Source organism: Methylibium sp. (assembly GCF_035762065.1).
GTDB lineage: Bacteria > Pseudomonadota > Gammaproteobacteria > Burkholderiales > Burkholderiaceae_C > Methylibium.
The window spans coordinates 243,395-267,115 of sequence record NZ_DASTPW010000002.1; the positions used below are offsets into that span (position 1 = coordinate 243,395).

29 protein-coding genes and 2 tRNA genes are annotated in these 23,721 nt (G+C 68.6%); 24 read left to right on the plus strand and 7 right to left on the minus strand.

The features are described from left to right. Positions 1 to 119: 119 nt before the first annotated feature. The 3 genes from VFR90_RS01325 (at position 120) to VFR90_RS01335 (ending at position 3,285) form a co-directional block, all read left to right on the plus strand. Positions 120 to 2,075 carry an ABC transporter ATP-binding protein gene (locus VFR90_RS01325; RefSeq protein WP_326404125.1) on the plus strand — a complete coding sequence of 652 codons (1,956 nt, stop codon included), beginning with the start codon at positions 120 to 122 and terminating at the stop codon, positions 2,073 to 2,075. 68 nt (positions 2,076 to 2,143) lie between these two features. Next, a complete protein-coding gene (locus tag VFR90_RS01330) occupies positions 2,144 to 2,887 on the plus strand; it encodes a hypothetical protein (protein WP_326404126.1) in 744 nt (247 codons plus the stop codon). Positions 2,888 to 2,910: 23 nt separating this feature from the next. Then, positions 2,911 to 3,285, plus strand: a complete 375-nt coding sequence (locus VFR90_RS01335) for a hypothetical protein (protein WP_326404127.1) — start codon at positions 2,911 to 2,913, stop codon at positions 3,283 to 3,285. 7 nt (positions 3,286 to 3,292) lie between these two features. On the opposite strand, the gene VFR90_RS01340 is transcribed toward VFR90_RS01335, so the two are convergent. Beyond that, the gene (locus tag VFR90_RS01340) at positions 3,293 to 3,778 is read right to left on the minus strand and encodes a hypothetical protein (protein ID WP_326404128.1); all 486 of its coding nucleotides are present in this window, start codon (positions 3,776 to 3,778) and stop codon (positions 3,293 to 3,295) included. Between VFR90_RS01340 and VFR90_RS01345 the strand changes: the two genes are divergently transcribed. Further along, entirely contained in the window at positions 3,768 to 4,685 is a 918-nt protein-coding gene (locus VFR90_RS01345; protein ID WP_326404130.1) for a DUF808 domain-containing protein, read from the plus strand. The genes VFR90_RS01340 and VFR90_RS01345 overlap by 11 nt on opposite strands. A gap of 123 nt (positions 4,686 to 4,808) precedes the next feature. On the opposite strand, the gene VFR90_RS01350 is transcribed toward VFR90_RS01345, so the two are convergent. The 4 genes from VFR90_RS01350 to argA all read right to left on the minus strand — a co-directional run bounded on the left by VFR90_RS01350 (position 4,809) and on the right by argA (position 8,074). Then, complete coding sequence (locus tag VFR90_RS01350) at positions 4,809 to 5,147, minus strand: H-NS histone family protein (RefSeq protein WP_326404132.1); 339 nt, start codon at positions 5,145 to 5,147, stop codon at positions 4,809 to 4,811. Positions 5,148 to 5,248: 101 nt separating this feature from the next. Next, positions 5,249 to 6,307 (minus strand): Fe(3+) ABC transporter substrate-binding protein, encoded by a 1,059-nt coding sequence (locus VFR90_RS01355; RefSeq protein ID WP_326404133.1) that lies wholly within the window; start codon positions 6,305 to 6,307, stop codon positions 5,249 to 5,251. A 121-nt stretch (positions 6,308 to 6,428) separates the two neighbouring features. Next, entirely contained in the window at positions 6,429 to 6,701 is a 273-nt protein-coding gene (locus VFR90_RS01360; protein WP_326404134.1) for an oxidative damage protection protein, read from the minus strand. A gap of 29 nt (positions 6,702 to 6,730) precedes the next feature. After that, positions 6,731 to 8,074: an amino-acid N-acetyltransferase gene (gene argA, locus VFR90_RS01365; protein ID WP_326404136.1), complete on the minus strand. Its 1,344-nt coding sequence runs from the start codon at positions 8,072 to 8,074 to the stop codon at positions 6,731 to 6,733. Between the two features lie 128 nt (positions 8,075 to 8,202). Here argA and VFR90_RS01370 point away from each other — a divergent pair, with 128 nt between their 5' ends. From VFR90_RS01370 to VFR90_RS01440, 15 genes are all read left to right on the plus strand, one after another. Further along, positions 8,203 to 8,595 carry a VOC family protein gene (locus VFR90_RS01370; RefSeq protein ID WP_326404138.1) on the plus strand — a complete coding sequence of 131 codons (393 nt, stop codon included), beginning with the start codon at positions 8,203 to 8,205 and terminating at the stop codon, positions 8,593 to 8,595. Positions 8,596 to 8,643: 48 nt separating this feature from the next. After that, entirely contained in the window at positions 8,644 to 12,543 is a 3,900-nt protein-coding gene (gene hrpA / locus VFR90_RS01375; RefSeq protein WP_414676473.1) for an ATP-dependent RNA helicase HrpA, read from the plus strand. A 21-nt stretch (positions 12,544 to 12,564) separates the two neighbouring features. Then, positions 12,565 to 12,641: transfer RNA gene (locus VFR90_RS01380), tRNA-Pro, on the plus strand. 51 nt (positions 12,642 to 12,692) lie between these two features. Continuing rightward, positions 12,693 to 13,481: a 2-(1,2-epoxy-1,2-dihydrophenyl)acetyl-CoA isomerase PaaG gene (gene paaG / locus VFR90_RS01385; RefSeq protein WP_326404140.1), complete on the plus strand. Its 789-nt coding sequence runs from the start codon at positions 12,693 to 12,695 to the stop codon at positions 13,479 to 13,481. Positions 13,482 to 13,484: 3 nt separating this feature from the next. Further along, positions 13,485 to 13,991, plus strand: a complete 507-nt coding sequence (gene paaI, locus VFR90_RS01390; RefSeq protein WP_414676474.1) for a hydroxyphenylacetyl-CoA thioesterase PaaI — start codon at positions 13,485 to 13,487, stop codon at positions 13,989 to 13,991. A gap of 28 nt (positions 13,992 to 14,019) precedes the next feature. Then, positions 14,020 to 14,096: transfer RNA gene (locus tag VFR90_RS01395), tRNA-Arg, on the plus strand. Between the two features lie 172 nt (positions 14,097 to 14,268). Further along, positions 14,269 to 15,507 carry a tyrosine-type recombinase/integrase gene (locus tag VFR90_RS01400; RefSeq protein ID WP_326404142.1) on the plus strand — a complete coding sequence of 413 codons (1,239 nt, stop codon included), beginning with the start codon at positions 14,269 to 14,271 and terminating at the stop codon, positions 15,505 to 15,507. Positions 15,508 to 15,509: 2 nt separating this feature from the next. Then, complete coding sequence (locus tag VFR90_RS01405) at positions 15,510 to 16,076, plus strand: HD domain-containing protein (protein ID WP_326404202.1); 567 nt, start codon at positions 15,510 to 15,512, stop codon at positions 16,074 to 16,076. A 369-nt stretch (positions 16,077 to 16,445) separates the two neighbouring features. Continuing rightward, entirely contained in the window at positions 16,446 to 16,799 is a 354-nt protein-coding gene (locus tag VFR90_RS01410) for a hypothetical protein (RefSeq protein ID WP_326404143.1), read from the plus strand. A gap of 142 nt (positions 16,800 to 16,941) precedes the next feature. After that, complete coding sequence (locus tag VFR90_RS01415) at positions 16,942 to 17,136, plus strand: hypothetical protein (protein ID WP_326404144.1); 195 nt, start codon at positions 16,942 to 16,944, stop codon at positions 17,134 to 17,136. Beyond that, positions 17,129 to 17,470 (plus strand): hypothetical protein, encoded by a 342-nt coding sequence (locus VFR90_RS01420; protein WP_326404145.1) that lies wholly within the window; start codon positions 17,129 to 17,131, stop codon positions 17,468 to 17,470. Before VFR90_RS01415 ends, VFR90_RS01420 begins: the two co-directional genes overlap by 8 nt. Next, a complete protein-coding gene (locus VFR90_RS01425; protein WP_326404147.1) occupies positions 17,460 to 17,735 on the plus strand; it encodes a hypothetical protein in 276 nt (91 codons plus the stop codon). The genes VFR90_RS01420 and VFR90_RS01425 overlap by 11 nt, the downstream gene beginning before the upstream one ends. Before the next feature lie 127 nt (positions 17,736 to 17,862). Further along, positions 17,863 to 18,201: a YHYH domain-containing protein gene (locus VFR90_RS01430; RefSeq protein ID WP_326404148.1), complete on the plus strand. Its 339-nt coding sequence runs from the start codon at positions 17,863 to 17,865 to the stop codon at positions 18,199 to 18,201. Between the two features lie 262 nt (positions 18,202 to 18,463). Then, positions 18,464 to 19,204, plus strand: a complete 741-nt coding sequence (locus VFR90_RS01435; protein ID WP_326404149.1) for a hypothetical protein — start codon at positions 18,464 to 18,466, stop codon at positions 19,202 to 19,204. Next, entirely contained in the window at positions 19,201 to 19,578 is a 378-nt protein-coding gene (locus tag VFR90_RS01440; RefSeq protein ID WP_326404150.1) for a hypothetical protein, read from the plus strand. The genes VFR90_RS01435 and VFR90_RS01440 overlap by 4 nt, the downstream gene beginning before the upstream one ends. Positions 19,579 to 19,787: 209 nt before the next feature. Here VFR90_RS01440 and VFR90_RS01445 read toward each other — a convergent pair whose 3' ends face one another. Then, positions 19,788 to 20,348 (minus strand): hypothetical protein, encoded by a 561-nt coding sequence (locus tag VFR90_RS01445; protein WP_326404151.1) that lies wholly within the window; start codon positions 20,346 to 20,348, stop codon positions 19,788 to 19,790. Between the two features lie 8 nt (positions 20,349 to 20,356). Then, positions 20,357 to 20,542: a hypothetical protein gene (locus VFR90_RS01450; RefSeq protein WP_326404152.1), complete on the minus strand. Its 186-nt coding sequence runs from the start codon at positions 20,540 to 20,542 to the stop codon at positions 20,357 to 20,359. 327 nt (positions 20,543 to 20,869) lie between these two features. On the opposite strand from VFR90_RS01450, the gene VFR90_RS01455 reads away from it, so the two are divergent. The 5 genes from VFR90_RS01455 (at position 20,870) to VFR90_RS01475 (ending at position 23,721) form a co-directional block, all read left to right on the plus strand. Next, positions 20,870 to 21,205, plus strand: a complete 336-nt coding sequence (locus VFR90_RS01455) for a helix-turn-helix transcriptional regulator (RefSeq protein WP_326404153.1) — start codon at positions 20,870 to 20,872, stop codon at positions 21,203 to 21,205. Positions 21,206 to 21,208: 3 nt separating this feature from the next. Further along, a complete protein-coding gene (locus VFR90_RS01460; RefSeq protein WP_326404155.1) occupies positions 21,209 to 21,472 on the plus strand; it encodes a hypothetical protein in 264 nt (87 codons plus the stop codon). A gap of 222 nt (positions 21,473 to 21,694) precedes the next feature. Then, a complete protein-coding gene (locus VFR90_RS01465) occupies positions 21,695 to 22,138 on the plus strand; it encodes a hypothetical protein (protein ID WP_326404156.1) in 444 nt (147 codons plus the stop codon). 125 nt (positions 22,139 to 22,263) lie between these two features. Next, the gene (locus VFR90_RS01470; RefSeq protein WP_326404157.1) at positions 22,264 to 23,238 is read left to right on the plus strand and encodes an AAA family ATPase; all 975 of its coding nucleotides are present in this window, start codon (positions 22,264 to 22,266) and stop codon (positions 23,236 to 23,238) included. Between the two features lie 246 nt (positions 23,239 to 23,484). Then, a complete protein-coding gene (locus VFR90_RS01475) occupies positions 23,485 to 23,721 on the plus strand; it encodes a hypothetical protein (protein ID WP_326404159.1) in 237 nt (78 codons plus the stop codon).

A 23,721-nucleotide genomic window follows, 5' to 3' on the forward strand; every position in this document is an offset into this window, starting at 1 on the left:
TCGCGTCGCGATGCGGGCGTAAGCTCGCGCGCTTTGGCCGGCGCCGGGCACCCCCTGCGCCGCGCCGCGCGCCTGGACCAGGAGCCGGGCCGCGCCCGACCGCCCACCGGAGAACCCGCGTGTTCCGCGCCTTCGAAGACCGCCTCGATCCCTATCCCGACACGCCGCCGCCGGCTGCGCCGAAGGGCCTGCTGCGCTTCCTTTGGGCCTGCAGCGAAGGCATGCGGCCGTGGCTGCTCGGCATGACGCTGCTGACCGCGGGCATCGGCGCTTTCGAGGCGCTGCTGTTCAGCATGCTCGGCAAGATCGTCGACTGGCTCGCCGCGGTGCCGCCCGCCGAGCTGTGGCTGCGCGAGCGCACGACGCTGATCGCACTGGCCGCGGTGCTGATCGCCAGCATCGGGCTGATCGCGCTGCAGTCGCTGATCAAGCAGCAGACGCTCGCCGGCAACTTCCCGATGCGCCTGCGCTGGAACTTCCACCGCGCGATGCTTGGCCAGAGCATGGGCTTCTACCAGGACGAGTTCGCCGGGCGCGTGGCGACGAAGGTGATGCAGACCGCGCTCGCGGTGCGCGATACCTGGATGATCCTGGCGGAGCTGCTGGTCTTCGTCGTCATCTACTTCGTGACGCTGCTGGCGGTGCTCGGCGGCTTCGACGCCTGGCTGCTGCTGCCCTTTGTCGGCTGGGTCGCGCTGTACATCGGCGCGCTGTTCTTCTTCGTGCCGCGGCTCGCGAAGGTGGCGCAGTCGCAGGCCGACGCGCGTTCGCTGATGACCGGCCGCATCACCGACGCCTACACCAACATCGCGACGGTCAAGCTGTTCTCGCACGCGGGCCGCGAAGCCTCGTATGCAAAGAGCGCGATGCAGGAGTTCCTGGTCACGGTGCATGGCCAGATGCGGCTGGTGACCGGCTTCGAGATCGTCAACCACGCCTTGAGCATGGCGCTGATCGTCTCGACGGCGGGCGTCGCGCTGTGGCTGTGGTCGCAGGGGCAGGTGGGCGTCGGCGCGCTGGCGGCGGCAACCGCGATGGCGCTGCGGCTGAACGGCATCTCGCACTGGGTCATGTGGGAGATGGCCTCGCTGTTCGAGTACATCGGCACGGTGGTCGACGGCATCGGCACGCTGTCGAAGTCGCGCGAGGTGCTCGACAAGCCCGGCGCGCCGACGCTCGCGGTCACGCGCGGCGAGATCCGCTTCGAGCAGGTGAGCTTCGGCTACGGCAGCGGCCGCGCGGTGATCGACCGGCTCGACCTGCACATCAGGCCGGGGGAAAAGATCGGGCTGGTCGGCCGCTCGGGGGCCGGCAAGTCGACGATCGTCAACTTGCTGCTGCGCTTCTACGACGTCGAGTCGGGCCGGGTGCTGATTGACGGGCAGGACGTGTCGCTCGTCCAGCAGGACAGCCTGCGCGCGCAGATCGGCATGGTCACGCAGGACAGCTCGCTGCTGCACCGCTCGGTGCGCGACAACATCCTTTACGGCCGGCCCGATGCGAACGACGCGGCGATGCGCGCGGCGGCCGAGCGCGCCGAGGCGCACGATTTCATCGGCCAGTTGCACGACGCCAAGGGCCGCAGCGGCTACGACGCGCACGTCGGCGAGCGCGGCGTGAAGCTGTCCGGCGGCCAGCGCCAGCGCATCGCGATCGCGCGGGTGATGCTGAAGGACGCGCCGATCCTGCTGCTCGACGAAGCGACCAGCGCGCTCGATTCGGAAGTCGAGGCGGCGATCCAGGCCAGCCTTTACCGGCTCATGGAGGGCAAGACCGTTGTGGCAATCGCACACCGGCTGTCGACGATCGCCGCGATGGACCGGCTGATCGTGCTCGACCGTGGCCGCATCGTCGAGCAGGGCGACCACGCGAGCCTGCTTGCGAGCGGCGGCCTCTACGCGCGGCTGTGGGCGCATCAGAGCGGCGGCTTTCTCGGTGCGGGCGACGAAGCGACGCAGGCGGAGGCCGTCGAAGCCGCCGATGCGGGCGCGTCACTTGCCCTCGAACGCCGATCCCTAAGCCTTGGGAGACGTTCGGATGCCGACGTGACGCAAGCTGGCGCATTGGCGAAGTGACGAAGTAGACACGGCCGGCGCCCCTGCTGCATCGTCGAAGGTTTCGCCTCACCTGAACTGCGACCGCGATGCGCGATTTCGAAGACACGACCCTGTGGCGCCTGAGCGCCTTCGAACGGATGCGCAACGAAACCGGCGGCAGCGGTTTCGTGCGCCTCGAAGGCCCGACGATGCTGCCGAGCACGCTGCTCGCCGACCTGGGCCGGCTCGAGCGCACGCACGACGAGTGCGACGCGCTCGAAGTCATCGCCGCCTGCGTGCGCCACCGCGAGCCGGCGCTGCTGTGCCTGCGCCACGACGAATTCGTCTGGCCGGTATCGATCTTCCCGAACGAGATGCTCTACCACTCGCCGCGCGACATGAGCCAGGCCTCGGCGAGCGGCATGGCGAGTCTGCAGGTGCTGGCGGTCGAGCCGCCGGGCGTCAAGCCGCCGGGGCATTGGAAGTACGAGCGCGTCGGCGAGGCGGCCCACTACCGGCCGCTCGAGCCGCTGCTGTGGGCGATGAGCCTGAACGGGCCGCGCAAGCAGCCCTTGTCGGAAATCGGCGGCACGGCAGCCTACCGCGCCGCCGTGCGGCAGGAGCGCCCGCCGGTCACCGGCGCGATGGGGTCGGCGGTCGAGAAGCTGCGCCGCGAGTCGGTCTCGCTACGCGAAATCGCGAGCTGGCCTGGCATGAACGTCGAGCGCGCCGCGCGGCTGCTGAACGGCCTGTACCTGACCTCCGACCTCATCGTCACCCGCAGCCACCCGGCCGCGCGTTCCGAGCCGGGGCTGCTGCGCGGGCTCTTCGGCGGCAAATCCAAGCGCTGAGGCGCTTCGCCTAGCATCCGGCGATGAAGTTCGCCCCGCTTGTCGCCTTCTATAACGTTGCCGCGCCCGTGCGGCTCGCCTTGCTTTCCTGCAGCCTGCTCGGCCTCGCTGGCGCCGCCCGCGCGCAGGACGAGGACCCGAAGCGCTACGTCGCCTTCGTCGAGGAGTTCTCCGGCACCTGCACCTCGCGCAACGGCGTGCAGCTGCTGGTCAAGAGCACGCACCCGACGCGCAAGCTGCGGGTCTGGCTCGACCGCTTCTCGCGCAACGTCGGCACCGGCGATCGCTCGCGCAGCGACCTTGTGCCGCGCGGCGAGCCCGAGGCGCTGGGCTGCTCGCGCACGCTGGACGGCGGCACGCAGGAATGGCGCATCGCCAAGGCCCAGTTCATCGACTGAGCCGGCTTCAGAAGCAGTCCAGCTCCGGCCGCTTCAGGCGGCAGCTCCAGCGAAAACCATTGACGCCCTGCTTGGCCGAGCGGCGCAGCAAGGCGGTCGGCTCCGCGGCGATCGCATCCGGCAGCGGCACGGCCAGTGCGGCGTTCGTCGAGTTGGTGAAGAAGTTGATGAAGCAGGTCTCCTGCCCCTTGCACAGCGCGGCGATCTGCTGCTCGTAGGCGGCCCGATCCTGGGCCTTGTCGACCGGCACGATCACCATCTGGATGATTCCCTGCCGGCCGGCGACGGTCCACGTGGCGTTCGGGGTCGCGGCATGCGCCGCGACCGTGGTCAACAAGGTTGCGGCCAGCGCGGCGAACGCTCGGCAATGCAAACGGGACAGGGTCATCGGGCTCATCGTGCATTGGCCTCTCACGGCGGGTGTCGATGATGCCGGAGCCCCGGCTACATTCGTCCGCACCGCCTCTTCTTCAACGTCACCGATGGCCGCCACCAGCCTGCTCGCTCTGATCGACGACATCGCCACGCTGCTCGACGACGTCTCGGTGATGACCAAGGTGGCCGCCAAGAAGACGGCCGGCGTGCTGGGCGACGACCTCGCGCTGAACGCGCAGCAGGTCACCGGCGTCAACGCCGACCGCGAACTGCCGGTGGTCTGGGCGGTCGCCAAGGGCTCGACCGTCAACAAGCTGATCCTGGTGCCGCTGGCGCTCGCGATCAGCGCCTTCGCTCCCTGGGCGGTGACTCCGCTGCTGATGGTCGGCGGGGCCTTTCTCTGCTACGAGGGCTTCGAGAAACTGGCGCACAAGTTCCTGCATCGTGGCGAAGCCGACGATGCACGCGCGAAGCTTGCGGCGCTGCAGCCGGTCGAGGTGGACCCGGTCGCCTTCGAGAAAGACAAGATCAAGGGCGCGGTGCGGACCGACTTCGTGCTCTCGGCCGAGATCATCGCGATCACCCTCGGCGTCGTCGCCGGCGAGCCGCTGGCCAAGCAGGTCGGGGTGCTGGTGGCGATCGCAACGGTGATGACGGTCGGTGTCTACGGCTTCGTCGCCGGCATCGTGAAGCTCGACGATGCGGGGCTGTGGCTGAGCCGCCGCGCATCGGCCTTCGCGAAGGGCGCCGGCCGCGCGATCCTCGCGGCGGCGCCGTGGCTGATGAAGCTGCTGTCGGTCGCCGGCACCGCGGCGATGTTCCTGGTCGGCGGCGGCATCCTGACGCATGGCATCGCGCCGGTGCACCACGCAATCGAGGCGATCACCGCGCAGGTCGGTGGCGTGTTCGCCGCCGTGTTGCCAGCCTTGCTGAACGGCCTCTTCGGCGTGCTGGCCGGCGCGGTCTGTCTGCTCGGGGTTGGTGCGGTGACGCGTGTCGTCAAGAAGAAGCCTGCGGCGGCCTGAAGGGCGAAGTCGGCACCACGCTGGCGCCGGGGGACGGCAAAGCCGTCAGGCGGCCGACGTGGCAAGAACAACGAAGCCGGCACAGGGCCGGCTTCAGGGCCGAGCGGGGCGCTTGAATCCCCTTCAGATCTTGAATTCGTCGATCTTGCGGCCCGAGGCGAGCAGTGCCTTCAGCCATTTCGGCTGCAGCCCGCGGCCGGTCCAGGTATCCCCGGTCGCGGAATTGCGGTATTTCGGCGCGACCTTGCCGCCGCCGGTTTTCGGGGTGGGCGTGCGCTTGCCGCGGCCGCCGCGTCCACCGAGATCGGCCATGCTGATGCCGTGCTCGCTCATCAGCGACTTGATCCTGTTGACGACATCGGCGTGTTCGCTCGCGCGGGCCGCCTTGATCTTCTCGGCAATCTCCGCAGTTTCCTTCTCCAAGGCCTGCTTTTTTGCAACCAGTTCCTGGTACGTGCTCATGCGCGATTCTCCTGTCGAATGATGGGGCTCGTCCCAACGAGCGGGGCGAGTTTAAGCGAGGTTTCCGCCCGCCACCCTTTCATCCGACTGGAACATGTATTTCATCGATACCCGACCTGGTCCAGCAGCCGCTGCACCGTCACCGAATTCCTGCCCACCACCGAGATCGGGATCAATTCAGCCTTGAATTCGCCCATCGCGTCGAGCGCCGGATTCGCGAGCTTCACGCCCGGAACCACCGCGTATTCGTTGTTGCCGTTGGCGAAGTAGCTCTGCGCCGCGTCGCCGGCCAAGTACTCCAGGAACTTGACAGCCGCCTCACGGTTCTTCGCATGCTTGGCCACCGCGCCGCCGGCGACGTTCACGTGGGTGCCCCAGGAAGCCTGGTTCGGAAAGACCACGCCGATCTTCTCGGTGACCGCGCGGTCCTCGGGCTTCTCCGAGCGCAGCAGCCGCGCGAGGTAATAGCTGTTGGTCAAGGCGACCTGGCATTCGCCGCTGGCGACGGCTTTGATCTGGTCGGTATCGCCGCCCTTCGGATCGCGCGCCATGTTGGCGACCATCCCCTTGAGCCACGCCTCGGTTTTTTCGGCGCCCAGGTGCTGGTAAAGCGCACCGAACAGCGAAAGGTTGTACGGGTGTGAGCCCGAGCGGGTGCACAGCTTGCCCTTGTTTTTCGGGTCGCCGAGTTCCTCGTAAGTATCGACGTCGTCGCGCTTGACCGCCGCCTTGTTGTAGACCACGACCCGCGCGCGCGTCGAGAAGCCGAACCATTGGGCACCGTTGCCGTCGTCGGCGCCGCGCAATTGCGCCGGGATGCGCGACTCCAGCACTTTGGACTTGACCGGCTGGAAAAGGCCGTCGGCCTCGGCGCGATACAGCCGGGCGGCATCCACCAGCAGGATCGCGTCGGCCGGGCTCGACGCGCCTTCACTCTTCAGCCGCGCGAGCAGCCCGGCGTCGTCCGCATCGACCCGGTTGATGCGGATGCCGGTGGCTTTGGTGAATCCCGTGTAGAGCGCCTCGTCGGTATGGTAGTGGCGTGCCGAATACAGATTCAGCACCTGCTCCTGCGCGAACACGGTCGGCGCCGAAAACCAGGCGAGGGCGGCGAAAGCCGCACCGGCCGTTGCGCGGACCGAATGACGGATGAGGGACATGGAGGCTCCTTGCGACGAGGGAGTCGCACTATAGCCACCAACGAGAATCATTCGCGTTGAAGCCTTGCCGGCGTGTCGCTGCCGGGCCGCGCGCGGTGCCTGGTGCGCGCTGCAGCGCGTCTCAGGCGCTAGGCGGCACGTACCCGGCGGGCTGGTCCACGCCGGCGCCGAAAAAGTAGTTCTCCATCTGCCGCGCCAGGTACTGCCGCGCGCGTGCATCGGCGAGGTTGAGCCGGTTCTCGTTGACCAGCATGGTCTGGTGCTTGAGCCAGGCGGCCCAGGCTTCCTTCGACACGTTGTCGTAGATGCGCTTGCCGAGCTCGCCGGGGTAGGGCGCGAAGTCGAGGCCGTCGGCTTCCTTCTTCAGCATCACGCAGTTCACGGTGCGGGCCATGTCGTCGTCTCCTTGATTCGTCGGGGGCGTCAGGCGAGCCGCTTGACGAGGACCTGCGAACGCCGGTCCCAGTTGTACTTGCGCTTGCGGGCTTCGGGCAGCCAGGCCTCGGGGTCGACCTGCTCGAAGCCGCGCTTGATGAACCAGTGCATCGTGCGCGTCGTGAGCACGAAGATGCTGTCCAGCCCCTGGGCCTTCGCGCGCTGCTCGATGCGCTTCAGAATGCGCTCGCCGTCGCCCTGGCCCTGCACGTTGTGGCTCACCGTGAGCGCGGCCATCTCGCCGGTGCGCGCCTCGGGGTAGGGGTAGAGCGCCGCGCAGCCGAAGATCACGCCGTCGTGCTCGATCACGCTGTACAGGCCGATGTCGCGTTCGATCTCGGTGCGGTCGCGCTTGACCAGCGTGCCGTCGCGCTCGAAGGGCTCGATCAACTGCAGGATGCCGCCGATGTCGTCCGAGCCCGCTTCGCGCAGGCTCTCCAGCTTTTCGTCGACCACCATCGTGCCGATGCCGTCGTGCGTGTAGACCTCCTGCAGCAGCGCGCCGTCCACCGCGAACGGCAGGATGTGGGAGCGCTCGACGCCGCCTTCGCAGGCCCGCACGCAGTGCTGCAGGTAGAAGGCCGCGTCGCTCGGCCGCTCGGCGCGCGGCAGCTTTCCGAGCAGGCGCTTGGCATCGATGAGCGCAAGCTCGGTATCGATCGGGCTTTCCTCGTCGTCCTGCTGCTCGCGGATGCCGGGCACCTCGGTCAGGAACAGCAGCTTGTCGGCCTGCAGCGCGATGGCGGTGCTGGTCGCGACGTCCTCCATCGGCAGGTTGAAGGCCTCGCCGGTCGGGGAGAAGCCGAAGGGCGACAGCAGCACGACGGCGCCGATGTCGATCGCGCGCCGGATCGCCGTCGCATCGACCTTTCGCACCAGCCCGCTCTGCATGAAATCCACGCCGTCGACGATGCCCACCGGACGTGCGGTCAGGAAGTTGCCCGAGACCACGCGCACCGTCGCGTTCGCCATCGGCGTGTTCGGCAAGCCCTGCGAGAACGCGGCCTCGATCTCGAAGCGCAACTGGCCGGCGGCTTCCTGAGCGCAATCGAGCGCGACCGCGTCGGTCACGCGAATGCCATGGCTGAAGCGCTCCGGATGGCCCTTCGCGCGCAGCTGCTCGCTCACCTGCGGCCGGAAGCCATGCACGAGCACGAGCTTGATGCCCATCGCGTGCAGGATCGCCATGTCCTGAACGAAGGAACTCAGCTTGCCCGCAGCGATGAGCTCGCCGGCGATCGCGACGACGAAGGTCTTGCCGCGGTAGGCGTGGATGTAGGGCGCCACCGAGCGGAACCACGGAACGAAGGTGTGCGGGAAGACGAGATCCATGGCAGCGCGCGGCAGGCGCGAGACGCGAAACGGCCGCGCGATTTTGCCGCAGCGTCCTGCGCAGGATTGACGCCGTGCAAGCCCGACTCCAGCATCGCCCGACCCTCATCGCTCGACAGGAGAACGACATGGACCCGTTTCAGACGCACGGCGCCTTCAGCTGGTCCGAGCTGACCACGGCCGACCCGGCCGCCGCCGCCGACTTCTACGCCAAGCTGCTCGGCTGGAGCTTCGACGCGATGGAGATCACCGGCAGCACCTACCGCGTGATCAAGGTCGGCGAGACCGCGATCGGCGGGATCATGAGCTCGCCGCCCGGCGCTCCGGCCATGCCGCCGAGCTGGGGCAGCTACGTGTCGGTCGACGACCTCGACGCGCGCGTCGAGGCGGTGCCCAAGCTGGGCGGCCGTGTGCACCTGCCGCCGACGCCGATCCCCGGCGTCGGCCGCTTCGCGGTGATCGCCGACCCCGACGGCGCGCTGCTGAGCCTCATCACCTACGACCCGCCGACCGGCGAATGAAGCCCGCGACGCCGGCCTGAGCCGGGCCGCCGGGATAATGCGCGCCCCGTGAAGTCGCCCGTCTCCGAGCCGGCGCTCGCGGCCCCCGCCGAGCCTGCGAAGCGCGGCCGGCCCGAACGAGCGCTGCCCCCGATCACCTTCCCCGAAGCGCTGCCCGTCTCCGCGCGGCGCGACGAGATCGCCCGCGCGGTCCAGGCGCACCAGGTGGTGATCGTCTGCGGCGAGACCGGCTCGGGCAAGACGACGCAACTGCCCAAGCTGATGCTCGCGCTGGGCCGCGGCGCGGCGAACGCCAAACCCGGCGAGCGCCGCCGCCTGATCGGCCACACACAGCCGCGTCGCGTCGCGGCCAGCTCGGTCGCCAAACGCATCGCCGAGGAGTTGAAGACGCCGCTCGGCGAAGTCGTCGGCTACAAGGTCCGCTTCCAGGATCGCCTGAGCGCGAGCACGTCGATCAAGCTGATGACCGACGGCATCCTGCTCGCCGAAACCCAAAGCGACCCGCTGCTCTCGGCCTACGACACGCTGATCGTCGACGAGGCCCACGAGCGCAGCCTCAACATCGATTTCCTGCTCGGCCACCTGCGCCAGATCCTGCCGAGGCGGCCCGACCTGAAGGTCATCGTGACCTCGGCGACGATCGACGCGGAGCGCTTCGCGAAGCACTTCGAGGGCGCGCGCGGGCCGGCGCCGGTGATCCAGGTGAGCGGCCGGCTGTTCCCGGTCGAGCAGCGCTGGCGCAAGTTCGAAGAGAGCCGCGATCACGATCTGAACGACGCGATCGGCGATGCGGTCGACGAACTCTGGCCGGGCGTGCCGGGCGGCGACATCCTCGTCTTCCTGCCTGGCGAGCGCGAGATCCGCGAGGCCGCCGACCATCTGCGCAAGCACCTCGCGCCGCAGCCGGCGAAGCGGCACGCCGACATCCTCCCGCTGTTCGCGCGGCTGTCCCAGGCGGAGCAGGACCGCGTCTTCGAGACCGGCGGCGCCCCGCGCATCGTGCTCGCGACCAACGTCGCCGAGACCTCGCTGACCGTGCCCGGCGTGCGCTACGTCATCGACGCCGGAACTGCGCGGGTCAAGCGCTACAGCTACCGCAACAAGGTCGAGCAGCTGCAGGTCGAGCCGATCAGCCAGGCCGCGGCGAACCAGCGTGCCGGGCGTTGCGGCCGTGTCGCGAACGGCGTGTGCATCCGGCTCTACGACGAGCAGGACCACGCCGGCCGCCCGCGCTTCACCGATCCCGAAATCCTGCGCAGCTCGCTGGCCGGCGTGATCCTGCGGATGAAGGCGCTCGGGCTTGGAAGCGTCGAGGACTTTCCGTTTCTGGAAGCGCCGCCGAAGAAGGCGATCGCCGACGGCTACGCGCTGCTCAACGAGCTGGGCGCGACCGACGACGCCAACGAGCTGACGCCGATCGGCCACGAGCTTTCGAGACTGCCGCTGGACCCGCGCGTCGGCCGGATGATCCTCGCGGCGCGCGAGCGTCAATCGCTGACCGAGGTGCTGATCATCGCGAGCGCCCTGAGCGTGCAGGACGTGCGCGACCGCCCGCTCGAACAGCAGCAGCAGGCCGACGAGAAGCACAGGCTCTTCGACGACGAGCGCTCCGAGTTCAGCGGCTACCTGAAGCTGTGGCGCTGGATCGAGCAGGGCCGCGGCAACGCGGACGCCTCCGCTCACAAGCTGTCCAACCGCCAGCAGGAACAACGCCTGCGCGAGCACTTCGTCAGCCCGCGCCGCGTGCGCGAGTGGCGCGACATCCACTCCCAGCTGCACACCGTCGTCGCCGAGCACGGCTGGAAGCTCAACACGGGCCCTGCGACCTACGAGCAGATCCACCTCGCGATGCTGGCAGGGCTGCTCGGCAACGTCGGCGTCAAGAGCGACGACGAGGACTGGTACCTCGGTGCGCGCGGCATCAAGTTCTGGCGCCATCCGGGCGCGCACCTGTCGAAGAAGCCGGGGCGCTGGCTGATCGCGGCCGAGCTGGTCGAGACGACGCGGCTCTTCGGGCGGGCGCTGGCGGCGATCGAGCCCAAGTGGATCGAGCAGATCGCCGGGCACCTGCTTCACAGGCAACTGCTCGAGCCGCACTGGCAGAAGAAGGCGGCCGAGGTGGTTGCGCTGGAGCGGGCGACGCTCTACGGCCTCGTCGTCTACAACGGCCGGCGCGTGAACTTCGGGCTTGTCGATCCGGCCGCGGCCCGCGAGATCTTCATCCGCGAAGCGCTGGTCGCAGGCGAATGGGAAACGAAGCTGCCCTTCTTCGAGCACAACCGCAAGCTGATCGCGCGCGTCGAGGAGCTGGAGCACAAGTCCCGCCGTCAGGACGTGCTGGTCGACGACGAACTGATCCACGCCTTCTACGACCAACAGCTGCCGAAGGACGTGCACTCGGGCGCCGGCCTCGAGCGCTGGTACCGGCACGAGGTGAAGCACCGGCCGCGGCTGCTGATGCTCACGCAGGACGAGCTGATGCGCCACGAGGCCGCCGGCATCACGACCGCGGCCTTCCCGAAGACGATCCGCCTCGGCGGCATCGATTGCGCGGCGACCTACCTGCACGAGCCTGGCGACGCGAAGGACGGCCTCACCGTCACCGTGCCGATCTACGCGCTCAACCAGGTCAACGAAGAGCGCTGCGAGTGGCTGGTGCCCGGGCTGTTGCGCGACAAGGTGCTCGCGCTGGTGAAAAGCCTCCACCAGCGCCCGCGTTCCCGGCTCGTGCCGCTGCCCGACTACGCGGCCGAGTTCTGCGAACTCGCGCGTTTCGGCGAAGGCTCGCTGATCGACGCGCTGCTGAAGGCGGTGCGCGAGCGCACGCAGCTCGCGGTGCAGCGCAACGACTTCAAGCTGGAGACGCTGGCGCCGCACCTGTTCATGAACTTCCGGGTCGTCGACGAGCACGGGCGGCAGCTCGGCATCGGCCGGCACCTGCCGACGCTCAAGGCCGAGCTCGGCTCGCAGGCGCGCTCGGCGTTCCAGGCGCTCGCGAGCCTGAAACTGCCGAGCCGCGCGCCTGCGGCCGGGCCGGACCTGCCGGCCGCGGCGGCGCCAACCGCCGCCGCGGCCTCGACGCTCGGCGAAAGCCCGTCGGCGCGCTACACCGCGTGGAGCTTCGGCGAGCTGCCCGAGCTGATGGAGATTCGCCGCGGCGCGCAAAGCCTCGTCGGCTTCCCGGCGCTGATCGACAAGCTCACGCATGTCGAGATCGAAGTGTTCGACGAGCCCGAAGCCGCCGCCGCGAAGCACCGTGCCGGCCTGCGCCGCCTGCTGGCGCTGCAGCTGAAGGAGCCGCTCAAGTTCCTGGAGAAGAACATTCCAGACCTGACGCGCATGGGCGTCGCCGTCATGGCGCTCGGCGGCAGCACCGAGGCGCTGCGCGAGCAGATCGTCGCGGTCGCGCTCGACCGCGCCTTCCTCGCCGAGCCGCTCCCCACCGATGCGGCGAGCTTCGCCGCGCGGCTCGAGGAGGGCCGCGCGCGGCTCAATCTCGTCGCGCAGGACGTCGCGCGCCAGGCCGCGGCGGTGCTCGCCGAGCACGCGATCGCCGCACGCAAGCTCAAGGACACGCGCGCCGCCAAGGAGGTGGCCGACGACGTGAGCGCGCAGCTCGCGCGGCTCGTGCCGGAGCGCTTCCTGATCGACACGCCCTGGCCGGCGTTGCAGCATCTGCCGCGCTACCTGAAGGCGGTGACGTTGCGCCTCGACAAGTGGCGCGCCGACCCGGTGCGCGACGCGCAGCGCCTCGCCGAGCTGCGGCCGCTGGAGCAGGCCTTTCGCCGCAAGCTCGCCGAACGCAAGGGCGCGGCCGACGCGCGGCTCGACGAGTTCCGCTGGCTGCTCGAGGAACTGCGCGTGAGCCTGTTCGCGCAGGAGCTGCGCACGCCGCAGCCGGTGAGCGTCAAGCGACTCGATCGAGCCTGGGCCCTGATCGAACGCTGACTCCTACAATCGTGCGTCCGTCGGGGCGTAGCGCAGCCTGGTAGCGCATCTGCTTTGGGAGCAGGAGGTCGCGAGTTCGAATCCCGCCGCCCCGACCATGGATCGCGGTCCCCGCGCCGCGTCCTCCACGCCGCACCCGCGAGGCGCCGATGCCCTACCAGCAGATCGTCCACGAAGCCCGCGACGGCATCGCCCGCATCACGCTGAACCGGCCCGACAAGCTCAACAGCTTCACCGCCACGATGCACGGCGAGCTGCGCGAGGCGCTGGCCGATGCGCAGCGCGCCGAGGTGCGCGTGGTGGTGCTGACCGGCGCCGGCAAGGGCTTCTGCGCCGGGCAGGACCTGGGCGAACGGCGCATGAGCTCGGGCGCCGAGGCGGTGGACCTGGGCGAGACCATCGATCGGTTCTACGCGCCGCTGGTGCGCGCGATCCGCGCGCTCGACAAGCCGGTGATCGCCGCCGTCAACGGCGTCGCGGCTGGCGCCGGCTGCAACGTCGCGCTGGCCTGCGACCTCGTCGTCGCCGCGCGCTCGGCCAGCTTCATCCAGCCGTTCTGCCGGCTCGGCCTGGTGCCCGATGCCGGCGGCACCTGGTCGCTGCCGCGGCTCGTCGGCCCCGCGCGAGCCGCCGGCCTCGCGCTGCTTGGCGACAAGCTGTCCGCCGAGGACGCCGAGCGCTGGGGGCTGATCTGGCGCTGCATCGACGACGCGGCTTTCGCGCAGGAAGTCGATGCGCTCGCCGCCCGGCTCGCTGCCGGCGCGACCCGCGGCCTCGCGACGACGAAGCGGCTGCTGCAATCGAGCTGGCGGCACACGCTCGACGAGCAGCTCGATGCCGAGCGCGACGCGCAGCGCGAGCTCGGCCGCAGCGCCGACTACGCCGAGGGCGTCGCCGCCTTCCTCGACAAGCGCCCCGCGCGCTTCACCGGGCGCTGACCGATGAACCTCGATCCCCGCAGCTTCGACCCGCGCGCCTTCGGCGCAGCCGTTGCCTCGCCCGACGACGCCGAGCAAGTCCTCGCCGAGGACTGCGCCCGCGCGATGTGGCAGCGCGACGCCGCCTCGCGCGCGCTCGGCATGCGGCTCGACGAAGTGGGCCCCGGCCGCGCGGTGATGACGATGCGGGTGCGGCCCGACATGCTCAACGGCGTCGGTACCTGCCATGGCGGCATCCTGTTCGCGCTGGCCGACAGCTGCTTCGGCTTCGCCTGCAACAGCCGCAACCGCACCGCGGTGGCGGCCGGCTGCTCGATCGACTACCTCGCGCCCGCCCGGGAGGGCGACCTGCTCCGGGCCGAGGCTGCCGAATGCGCGAGCGCCGGCCGCAACGGCGTCTACGACGTGCGCATCAGCGACGAAGCCGGCACGACGCTGGCCGTCTTCCGCGGCCGTTGCCGCGAGGTGGGCACGGCGGTGCTTGACGCGCCGCCAGCACCGTCGCGCTGAAGCCGGCCCGTAGACTCGGCCGCCACGGCTGCCCGTAGCTCAACCGGATAGAGCAGCTGCCTTCTAAGCAGCAGGTCGGGGGTTCGAGTCCCTCCGGGCAGGCCATCCGAAGCGTTCCTGGTGCAGCACGTTGAGTCAAAAGCTTGGAACTCGCCTGAGGCGGCAAGCATTCTTCGAATCACGTTGCGTCAGGTTCCCCCGTTGCAGAGCAGGGGAACACGGGGCAGAGTCTGGGGAACAGGACAGCCAATCCGGCCTCGCGGGCCGGTTGTTCCCCATGCTTACCGACACACACTGCAAGAACGCGACGTGCCCTGAGGGTCGAGCCCGCGCTCGCTTCACCGACGCCGGCGGCCTGTACCTCGAGGTCGCGCCGAGCGGTTCGCGACGCTGGTTCTGGAAGTACCTGTTCGACGGCAAAGAGAAGCGTCTGGCCCTCGGCGGCTATCCCGAGATGACGCTCAAGGTCGCGCGCGAGCGTCAAGCCGACGCACGCAAGCTGCAGCGCCAGGGCATTGATCCCGCGCAGAAGCGACAGCTCGACAAGCTTGCCCGCAAGGGCGACAACGCACGATCCTTCAGTGCGGTGGCGCGCGAGTTCCACGCCGCCAAGCGCAGCGGCTGGAGCGAGACGTACGCCCAGCGCTGGCTCGAACGCTTGGAAAAGGACATGTTCCCCTGGATTGGAGCGCTGGAGCTGGCCGAGATCACAGCGCCGCTGTTGCTGCAGACACTGCGGCGCGTGGAGAGCCGCGGCGTGCGGGAGCTCGCGCACTCCCTGCGGGAGGCGTGCGGCCAGGTGTTCCGCTACGGCGTGGCGACGGGCCGCGCTGAACGCAATCCGGCCTCCGACCTGCGCGACGCGCTGAAGCCGGTTGGCACCAAGCACATGGCCGCGGTGCTCGATCCGATCAAGGCCGGCGAGCTCATGCGGTCGATCGCTTCGTACCAGGGACAGCCGTCGACCCGCGCAGCGCTGCAGCTCGCGGCGCTCCTGTTCCAGCGGCCGGGGAACGTTCGCGAGATGGAGTGGGCCGAGCTCGACCTGGACGCAGCCATGTGGACGATCCCAGCGGCGAAGATGAAGCGGACGAAGGCCGGCAAGCTGAATGGGCGGCCGCACCTGGTGCCGCTTGCTCCGCAGGCGGTCGAGGTGCTGCGTGAGCTGCACCCCCTCACGGGCCATGGGCGATTCGTCTTCCCGAGCCTGCTCACCGGTGAGCGGCCGATGAGCGAGAACACGCTGCGCTCAGCGCTGCGCCGGATGGGCTACGACAACGACACGATGACGCCGCATGGCTTTCGAGCAATGGCTCGCACGATCATGGTCGAAAAGCTCAACGTGCAGCCGGACGTGATCGAGGCTCAGCTCGCACACGGCAAGAGCGGGCCGCTCGGCATGGCGTACGACCGTGCGGAGTTCGTGGAGCAACGCCGCCAGATGATGGTGATGTGGGCCGGCTACCTCGACCGGCTGCGCGTCGGCGCGGACGTTGTCCCGATCCGGGCGGCGTGAGCATGCAAGCCGAGTCGGTGGCCACGCAGGAGGCGGGAAGCGGCACCGCGCTCATCATCCGCGCCGCGGCATTCGCTGCGCATAAGCACCGTAACCAGCGCCGCAAGGACGCCGACGCCTCGCCGTACATCAACCACCCGTTGGCACTCGCGCGCGTGCTGTCGGAGGAGGGCGGGGTGGCCGACCCGGTGACGCTTTGCGCCGCTCTCCTGCACGACACGGTCGAGGACACCGACACCACGCTCGACGAGCTGTCGCGCGAGTTCGGGCGCGCGGTGAGCGGCATCGTCGCCGAGGTCACCGACGACAAGGCGCTGCCGAAGGCCGAGCGCAAGCGGCTCCAGGTCGAGCATGCGCCACACCTGAGCCGCGGCGCGGCGCTGGTGAAGCTGGCCGACAAGATCTGCAACCTGCGCGACGTCGCCAGCGCGCCGCCGGCCGACTGGCCGCTTGAGCGCCGGCAGGAGTACTTCGACTGGGCGAAGTGCGTGGTCGACGGCCTGCGCGGTGCATCGCCGCGGCTTGAGTCAGCGTTCGACGCTGCCTATCTCATGCGCCCCGCGGCGTAGCAGCCAAGCTGTCGGTAGTGATGAATACGTCACACCGAAACAAGTTGCCTGCTGCTTGATAACGTACTACTCTGTCGGCATGCAAACCACGAAGCCGACTCGAGGCGGTGCGGGCCGAGGTCAGGGGCGAAAGCCTCTCGATCCTGACTCGGCGACGGTGCCCGTCAGCATCAAGATGACGACCGATCAGCGCGACAAGCTGCAGCGCCTCGGCGGCGCGCCGTGGGTACGAGCGCGCATCGACAAGGCGCGGGAGCCGGAGGACTGAACCCGGCGCCTCAGCGGCCCTGAGGCAAAGCGGCCGAACCGAGCGGTGCAACGCTCGGCCGGCCTGACCACAACGCACCAACCGAAGAAGGACCGTGCACCATGGCTACGAATGAGGCTATCACCACCGCGACCGTGAAGCGTCGCTGCCGCCCCGGCGATCTTGCTTGGCTGACTGGGAGCGTCTTCAAGGAGGCCCTCGGTCGCGTCGTGCTCATCAAGCACATCGAGCGTGAGGACGAGGATCACCAAGGTCAGTGGGTTGTCGAGATCCAAGGCGCGATGATCTACAAGAGATCCGAGAGGCGATACCTGCGCGGCGGCTGGGTCTCCGACGAGAACTTGATTCCGTTCGGTGGCCAAAAGCCGTTGCGGCCTAGAAGGCGATCGACATCGAAGGGTGTGCACTCAACGGCGCCTTCTGCTTGCAAGCTTGTAGAGGTGACCCATGGCTGAGAGCACTGCTGTCCGTCGCCGCAACTGGACACGCGGAAGAGACGCTGCGATCTCGTTTCTCGAGATGGTGAAGCGCACTGCAGCGCACGCTTGCATCGAAGGGGTTGGTCGACCGGGATCGCAGCCGCGCTATCTGGCTGCCTTGACGCCGCAACTCGCTTTGCTCGCCCCGCATGCAGCCGAGGGCTTCGAGGCGGTCATCACCGACTTTCTGGGCATGGCTTACGAGGCCGGGGCGGCCGACCCGGCGTCGTACCGCAACTGGACCTTCGAGGACTGGCTCGGTACCGCCGACACCCAGGGCGCGGTCTCGTGGAACGAGGTGCGCCATGCCTGAGCAACCGTTCGAGGGGACGAACGTCGTGCGTCTGCAGCAGCGCCGGCGATCGCCGCGCCGACAAGCCACAGGCGATGGTGCAGTGCTGCAGTTCCGAACGGTGAATGCGGAGGTGGTGCGCCACCTCGAGCGGTTGCTATCCGCGGCGGAACAGGGTCAGTTGTCGGGGCTGTGCTGGGTGGCGATTCGGCCGGGCAGATCAGGATGGTTTGCCGAGACCGCTGGCGAGTGCGCGAATGACCTGCAACGCGCAGCACGCCTTGCCGCAGATTGGTCTCTGGTGCTTGCCGGACGCGCTGAAGCAAAGACGATCGGAGGTCGCCATGCAGAGTGATCGCGACCGGCTGTTCGCACCTTCGATCCTTCACTACGGCACATTCGGCGCGCTGTTGAAGGAAGAAACCGTTGATCGCGTTCGCTCGCAATCGAGCGCTGAGCGATGGGCGCTCGTGCTGAGCCTGCCTCAAGGGTCTGAGGATGACCGCGTCGCCTTCGAGGCGCTGAAGAGGGCCATGAGTGAGCTCGACGCGCATGAGTTGATCGAGCGGGTGAAGGCGAAGGCGGCCATTGGGCGTGGTCGTCACGCCCGGCGGCGCTAGCACCGAAGACACGGCTTCGTCGGGGCAGTGCGGGCGCCGCGACCGCGAACTCGTGCGCACGGCTGCGGGCGGATCCTGAACACGGCTCCGCGCCGCGGCTGTAGCTTCCCAGGTCTTGGGAGGCGCCATGCGCAGAGCCGTGCTGATCGTCGCGCTGATGGGAGCCGTGTGCGGTACGCCAGCGCGCGCGCACGGCGGCGGACTCAACGCCGAGGGCTGCCACCACAACCGCAAGACCGGGGACTACCACTGCCACCGCGCGCCGGTGCCAGCGGTGAGCAAGCAGCAGCCCCTTGTCGTGAAGTCTGAGCCGCTGCACTCGCCGCAGCAGACGCTGCGCGACGGTGGCCAGCCTCCGCAGCGCGCCGCGGCGGCGGCGCCACATCGACCGGCCTGCTACGTCGGCCCGCGCGGCGGCACCTACACGATCACCGCGAGCGGACGGAAGAACTACGGCGGCTGCTGAGCTCACCGTCGCATACCTGGCGAGAGCGTCGGCCTCATGATCTTTGCGAAATGGCGCCGTTGCTCAGTCTGCGGCGCTCTTCACTGCCGCCATGCCCCTTCAGGTCCCCCTAGCGACACGCTCTCGGCCAAGGCGCCGTGGGACAGCGGCTAAGCGTTCGGAATGTCGCCAGATCATTCGTCTAGGGCATGTGCGGCCAGCCCGAAGCCGCTACAGTCCGCGCCGCATGCCGTCCGGTGTACCGAAAACGATCGCAGAGGACTTGGGCATCCGTGTGCGCCAGACGGTGGAAGCCGCCTGTCACTTCCTTGATTCGGCGTCGTTCGAATTCAAGAGCTTGTGGCGCGAGTGCGACAAGCTTCAGAAAGTCGATGCCGTGAACGCCAGCTTGATGAAGGCATCGCTGGCGGGTCTCGCCGGCGATCTGGAGGGCCTGGAGCGGTGGCTGACGAATGCCGAGCAGAACGGTGGCGGCGAAAGCGTGAGGGGCACACGTTTTGCCATGTACTCAGACCTAGGGTTTGTGACGGAAGCGTCGAAGTCCTACCGGGAGACCATCGCCAACGACGATTCGCTCGCTCGGCTGAACCTGACGCACGGCATCGCGTGTGGCTCGTTCTCTGAGATGCTGCAGGCCGCTGATCGCTGGGCCAAGGAAGACACAAAGTTGGAAGAGCAAGACGTTCTGCGACGAAGCGCTCAAGCGCGCGACGCTCTTCGCGCGCTTGGCGTGCCGGAGGAGAACGTACGCTCGATGATGGACAGGGCCGGCGAGCTGATGCGGGCTCGCCGTCTCCTATGGGCCAACCTCATGCCAGACCTCATAGCCTCGAGCACGCCGGCAGCTCACCCGTTCTTTGCTTTGAACTACCGCGTGGACGTGGAGCCGGCTGAGGCCGCGGAGATGACCTGGGCGCTGGCAGAGCGGCTCGCCGAGGATGACTTGATCTTTCCGTTCGTCACCGTCGCCTTCGTCTCGAAGCAGCGGCCGGCGGCATCGTGAGCATCTGCGAGGCCGACCTCCTGACGTTGGGCGAAGCCCTTGCACAGGCGCCTGACGAGCTGCACTGGCGCGCTTCCATCGGCCGGTCCTACTATGCCGGCTACCACACCGCACAACGGTGGCACTCGCAGCTCGCTTCGCCGGGCTCAGCTGGGCCAGCCAAGGGCATGCACTCGGTGCTCATCAACAGCCTCACGAACCCAACGGTCGGGGGCGCGCTGCGGAACAAGTCGAAGAGCATCGGCTACATGGTGAACACGACCAGGGCTCTTCGGGTGAAGGCGGACTATCACCTTGCCGAAGCGGTCGATCAGGCAGAGGCCATGTCCACCGCGGCCTTTGCAGCCAAGGTGTGCGCTGCGGCTTCTTCTTGACACTCAGTCCGAGCTGTTGATTGCGGGGGCGCATGAAAGCATGCACCCAAACGAGCTCGCCGACCTTTCGAAGTACTCCGTGCTCGAGCTCGTCAGCTCGGGCAGCCGCTTCGTGGGCGACTACGGCCAAGCCGGCGCGGTCGAGCAGTACCTTGAACTACACGCGGTGCTGACCGCGCGAAGGGCGAGGCCGAGCTGCAGGCCGCTCCCTACAACGTCACGTCCGATTCCAACCTGGTGTAGTTGGTGTAGATCGTCTCGACCTCGCTCAGGATCTGCGCCGCTCTGCGAAAAACTCCGCCACGTATCTCAAGCGCCACGGGCTTGTGCATCGAAGCGTCGAGAACGTCTTGGTCGTACTTCATCCACGCAGCCTGCGCCACCACCTGTGCCGTCAAGAACTGGTGTTGCATGGATGCAGGCAAGAGCTCCGGGAAAGGCGCCTTAACCAGCACCGTCAGCTGGTTGCTCATCCGCACTCGGTCCTCGTTCGTCACGTCGCCACCGCGCAGCCACTCTGCGGAAGCCGCTTCGAACGAACGTCGCAGTTGCTCGATGCGTGACGCCAGCGAAAGCGCAAGCTCCGAGCGTCGCCTGCGCTCGCCGGCGAGTACGGCTCGCTGCTGGAGGACGTGCTGGTGATTGATGAAGAAGAAGCCGGCCAGGATCGCGGCGATCGAGCCGATGGCCTGAACCCAGCCTGACCACTCGGCCTTCGTCATGCACAGCGGCCACCAGTTGATCCACAGCAGGCAGTACTCGGGCGGCATCGCCGGCATCAGTTGAGGTGCTTGCGCCCGAACTCCGTCACCTCCCAGCGGGGAGGGTCGATGCCGACCTGCCGCAACCATCCGGACATCTTGAAGGGGAGCGCAAGGCCGGCGTCCACCTCATCGTCGCGATCGAGTGCCGCCGCGATCGCGCGGAACTGCAGCAGGTCCGTCTCGGTGTACGTGTTCGCCATGGTCTCTTCTGGCTCGAAGCGTAGCAGCGCGCGCTTTGATGGAAGGCAACTCGCGCACGCTTGCGGCACGCTGAATCAGGGGCTATCCTTTTCTTCGTGCATCGGTGAGCCCAGGTTGATCACCTGATCTTGGCCAGCACGTCGCCCGGTCCCGCACCGCCAGCCATCGCTTTCGCGAATCGGCATCGGCCGCGCCGCCACCGGCAAGCACACGGCGCCATCGCTCGGCGAATCGGCACCGGCTCTCGACCCGCCCGCCCGCGCTGCCATCGCTCCCGCGAATCGGCATCGGCCCGTCTGCATCCACATGGATCGGAGGTTCGCCTCATGAGCACCCCCAGCGCGATCGAGCGCGCTCGACCCGTCGCGCCGACGCCCACTTCAGCCCGAGTCGCCACCGACAAGGTCCCGCAACCTGAGCCGGTCGAGAAGGCCGGCGCAGGCCGCACGGCCGTCACCCCGGAGCAGATCGCCGCCGCACAGGACGACGATGCGCTGCTGCCGTGGCCTGTCGTGGTCGCGATGTGCGCGTTGAGCCGTTCCACCCTTACACGCATGTCCCGCGAAGGCGGCTTCCCGCCGGGAATTCGACTCGGACCAAGGTGCACGAGGTTCAAAGCCGGCGCTATCCGCCGCTGGCTCAACGACCAGGCCGCGAGGTGAGCCATGCAGGCCCACCTTCAACTCGCCGAGGCGAGCAACGAGCCGCATCTCGTCGTCCGCGCACGCGCCGCGCGAGCGGGTGACCCGCCGAAGACCTTCGCGACGCTGCAAGCCGAGGCCGCGCTCGCAGGCTTCTCCCTGACCACGAGCGAGCACGACGACGGCCTGCCGGCCTACTACCTGTCCCGCTGGGCCTACACCCGCGAGCTTCGCCAGCTCGACGCGGTTGCTGCGGTGCTGCGCCAGATTGGAGGCCACCATGGCTGATGAAATGACGCAGGCTTCACCCGGCGCCGCTGCGCGCGCTACGGACGCATCAGGCACGACCGGCGCAGGCCGGCAGCGACGGGCACCACGCGCACCTCGCGCGGCGATCGAGTCCGCCACGCCGCCGGCGCCGAGCCCGCTCGTCGAGTGGCGATCGCTCGAGCTCGTCGACCGGCAGCTGACCGAAGCCTGGGCTCAGGCCGACGTCGCGCGAGGCATGCGGTGACACGCCCGATCGATGCGGTGCTGGCGCGGCTCGAAGGGCACAAGCTGCGCGAGAACGGCCGGGACCGATGGCGCGCCTGCTGCCCTGCGCATGGCGGGAGCAACCCGAGCGCGCTGTCGATCGGCATCGGTGCCGGAGACCAGGTGCTGCTGCGGTGTTGGCACGGTTGCACCGTCGACGAGGTGGCGGGCGCCGTCGGCCTCGAGTTGCATGACCTTTTCCCGCCCCGCACCGCGGCCGGCGGCGGCAGCGCGCCTCTCAAGCGGCGTCGCATGCTGACCGCCGGCCAGGCGCTCGACCTGCTCGACGAAGAGATGACGCTTGCCTGGGTCTGCGCTGCCGACCTTGCCGAGGGCAGGCCGCTCGACGCCGTGACGCGCGAGCGCCTGCTGCTGGGCGCCGCGCGGGTATCGATGCTGCGCTCGGAGGCACGCGCATGACGCTGCAAGCCCTCGACGCCGAGATCGAGCGGGATGGTGGCGCAGCCGGCGTCGTGCAACGCGCACGCCGAGGTCGCGAGCAGCCCGAGATGGTTCGTCGGCTCGACTACGTCATGGCGGCGCACTTGGCCGACGTCGACGAGCAGTTCGACGACGAGCTGATCGAAGGCCTGCTTGGCCGCGGCGCCATGGCGGTCCTCTACGGCGACAGCAACAGCGGCAAGACGTTCGCCGCCATCGACATCGGCGCGGCGGTCTGCCGGGGCCAGCCCTGGCTCGGCAAGCCCGCCGACGGCGGCTTAGTGGTGTACCTCGCCACAGAGGCGCCGGCCTCGGTGCAGATGCGGCTGCGCGCCTACCAACGCCATCACTCGGTCCGCGTGCCCGGCTTCGTGATCGTGCGATCGCCGATCAACTTGTTCGACGGACGCGCCGACACTGCAGCGGTCGTGGGCCTCGTCGGCGAGCTCGAGACGGAACACGGCATCAAGGTCGCGCTCATCATCGGCGACACGCTTGCCCGGCTCGCCGTCGGCGCGAACGAGAACGCTGGCGAGGACATGGGCGTCGTCGTGCGCAACATCGACGCCATCCGTTCGGCGACCGGCGCGGCCTTTCTCGTCGTCCACCACACCGGCAAGGACGCCGCCAAGGGCATGCGCGGATGGTCCGGGCTACGCGCAGCCACCGACACCGAGATCGAGGTCACCGTCGACGAGACGACCGGCCTGCGCACCGCTGAGGTCACGAAGCAGCGCGACTTGCCTGGCAAGGGCGACCGCATCGGCTTCAGGCTGGCGCCCGTCACGCTCGGACGCAACCGCTGGGGCACTGAACGCGGCTCGTGCGTCGTCATCGCAGCGGACGCGCCGTTGAAGGCGACGAGGCCCAAGCGGCCGAGCGAGATCTCCGGCGCGATCATCGAGTGCCTCACAGCGCGCGGTGCCGGCTGCCTGCGCGGGGCGCTCGCGAAGCACTTCGAGGGCCGCTACGTGCGCGGCTCGGTTTACCGAGAGCTCAACAAGATGCTCGACGCCGGGCTCTTGATCGAGGTCGCCGGCGTGGTCGCGTTGCCCGGGAAGGCAGGGCCGGGGGCGTGAAAGGTTGTCTCCAACTGCTGAAAAATGAGGCAGCAGCAAGGCGGCGTTCGAGCTTCGAGCCAACGCTTCCGGTGTCTCCAACTCGCCCGACGGCTGAAAGCAAGCAACGGCGCGGCTTCGCGGCCTGTCTCCCCAGTCTCCAACGTGTCTCCAACGTGTTTTCGGAGACGCGGTTTTCTCTGTCTCCAACTGTCTCCTCTCCCTTTAGGGAGGAGACAGAGGAGACAACCCAGCCAGGAGACAGCCGTGAGCGATGAGATGCCGATCGTGTTCCGGTTGTGGAAGGTCGGCAGCCGCACAGTCACCCTGGCGGTGCCGCGGCTGGCGGCGGGGCGCGATCTGCACGCCGTGATGGAGTGGGACCCCGACGTGCCGGTGCGCTTGTCGGGTGCGGAGCTCGAGGAGTACCGCGCCGGGCGCGACGCCGCGTTTCGCGAGGTCGCCGCGGAGCTCGGCCTCCACGCCGCGGTGCTGGAGGTCTGA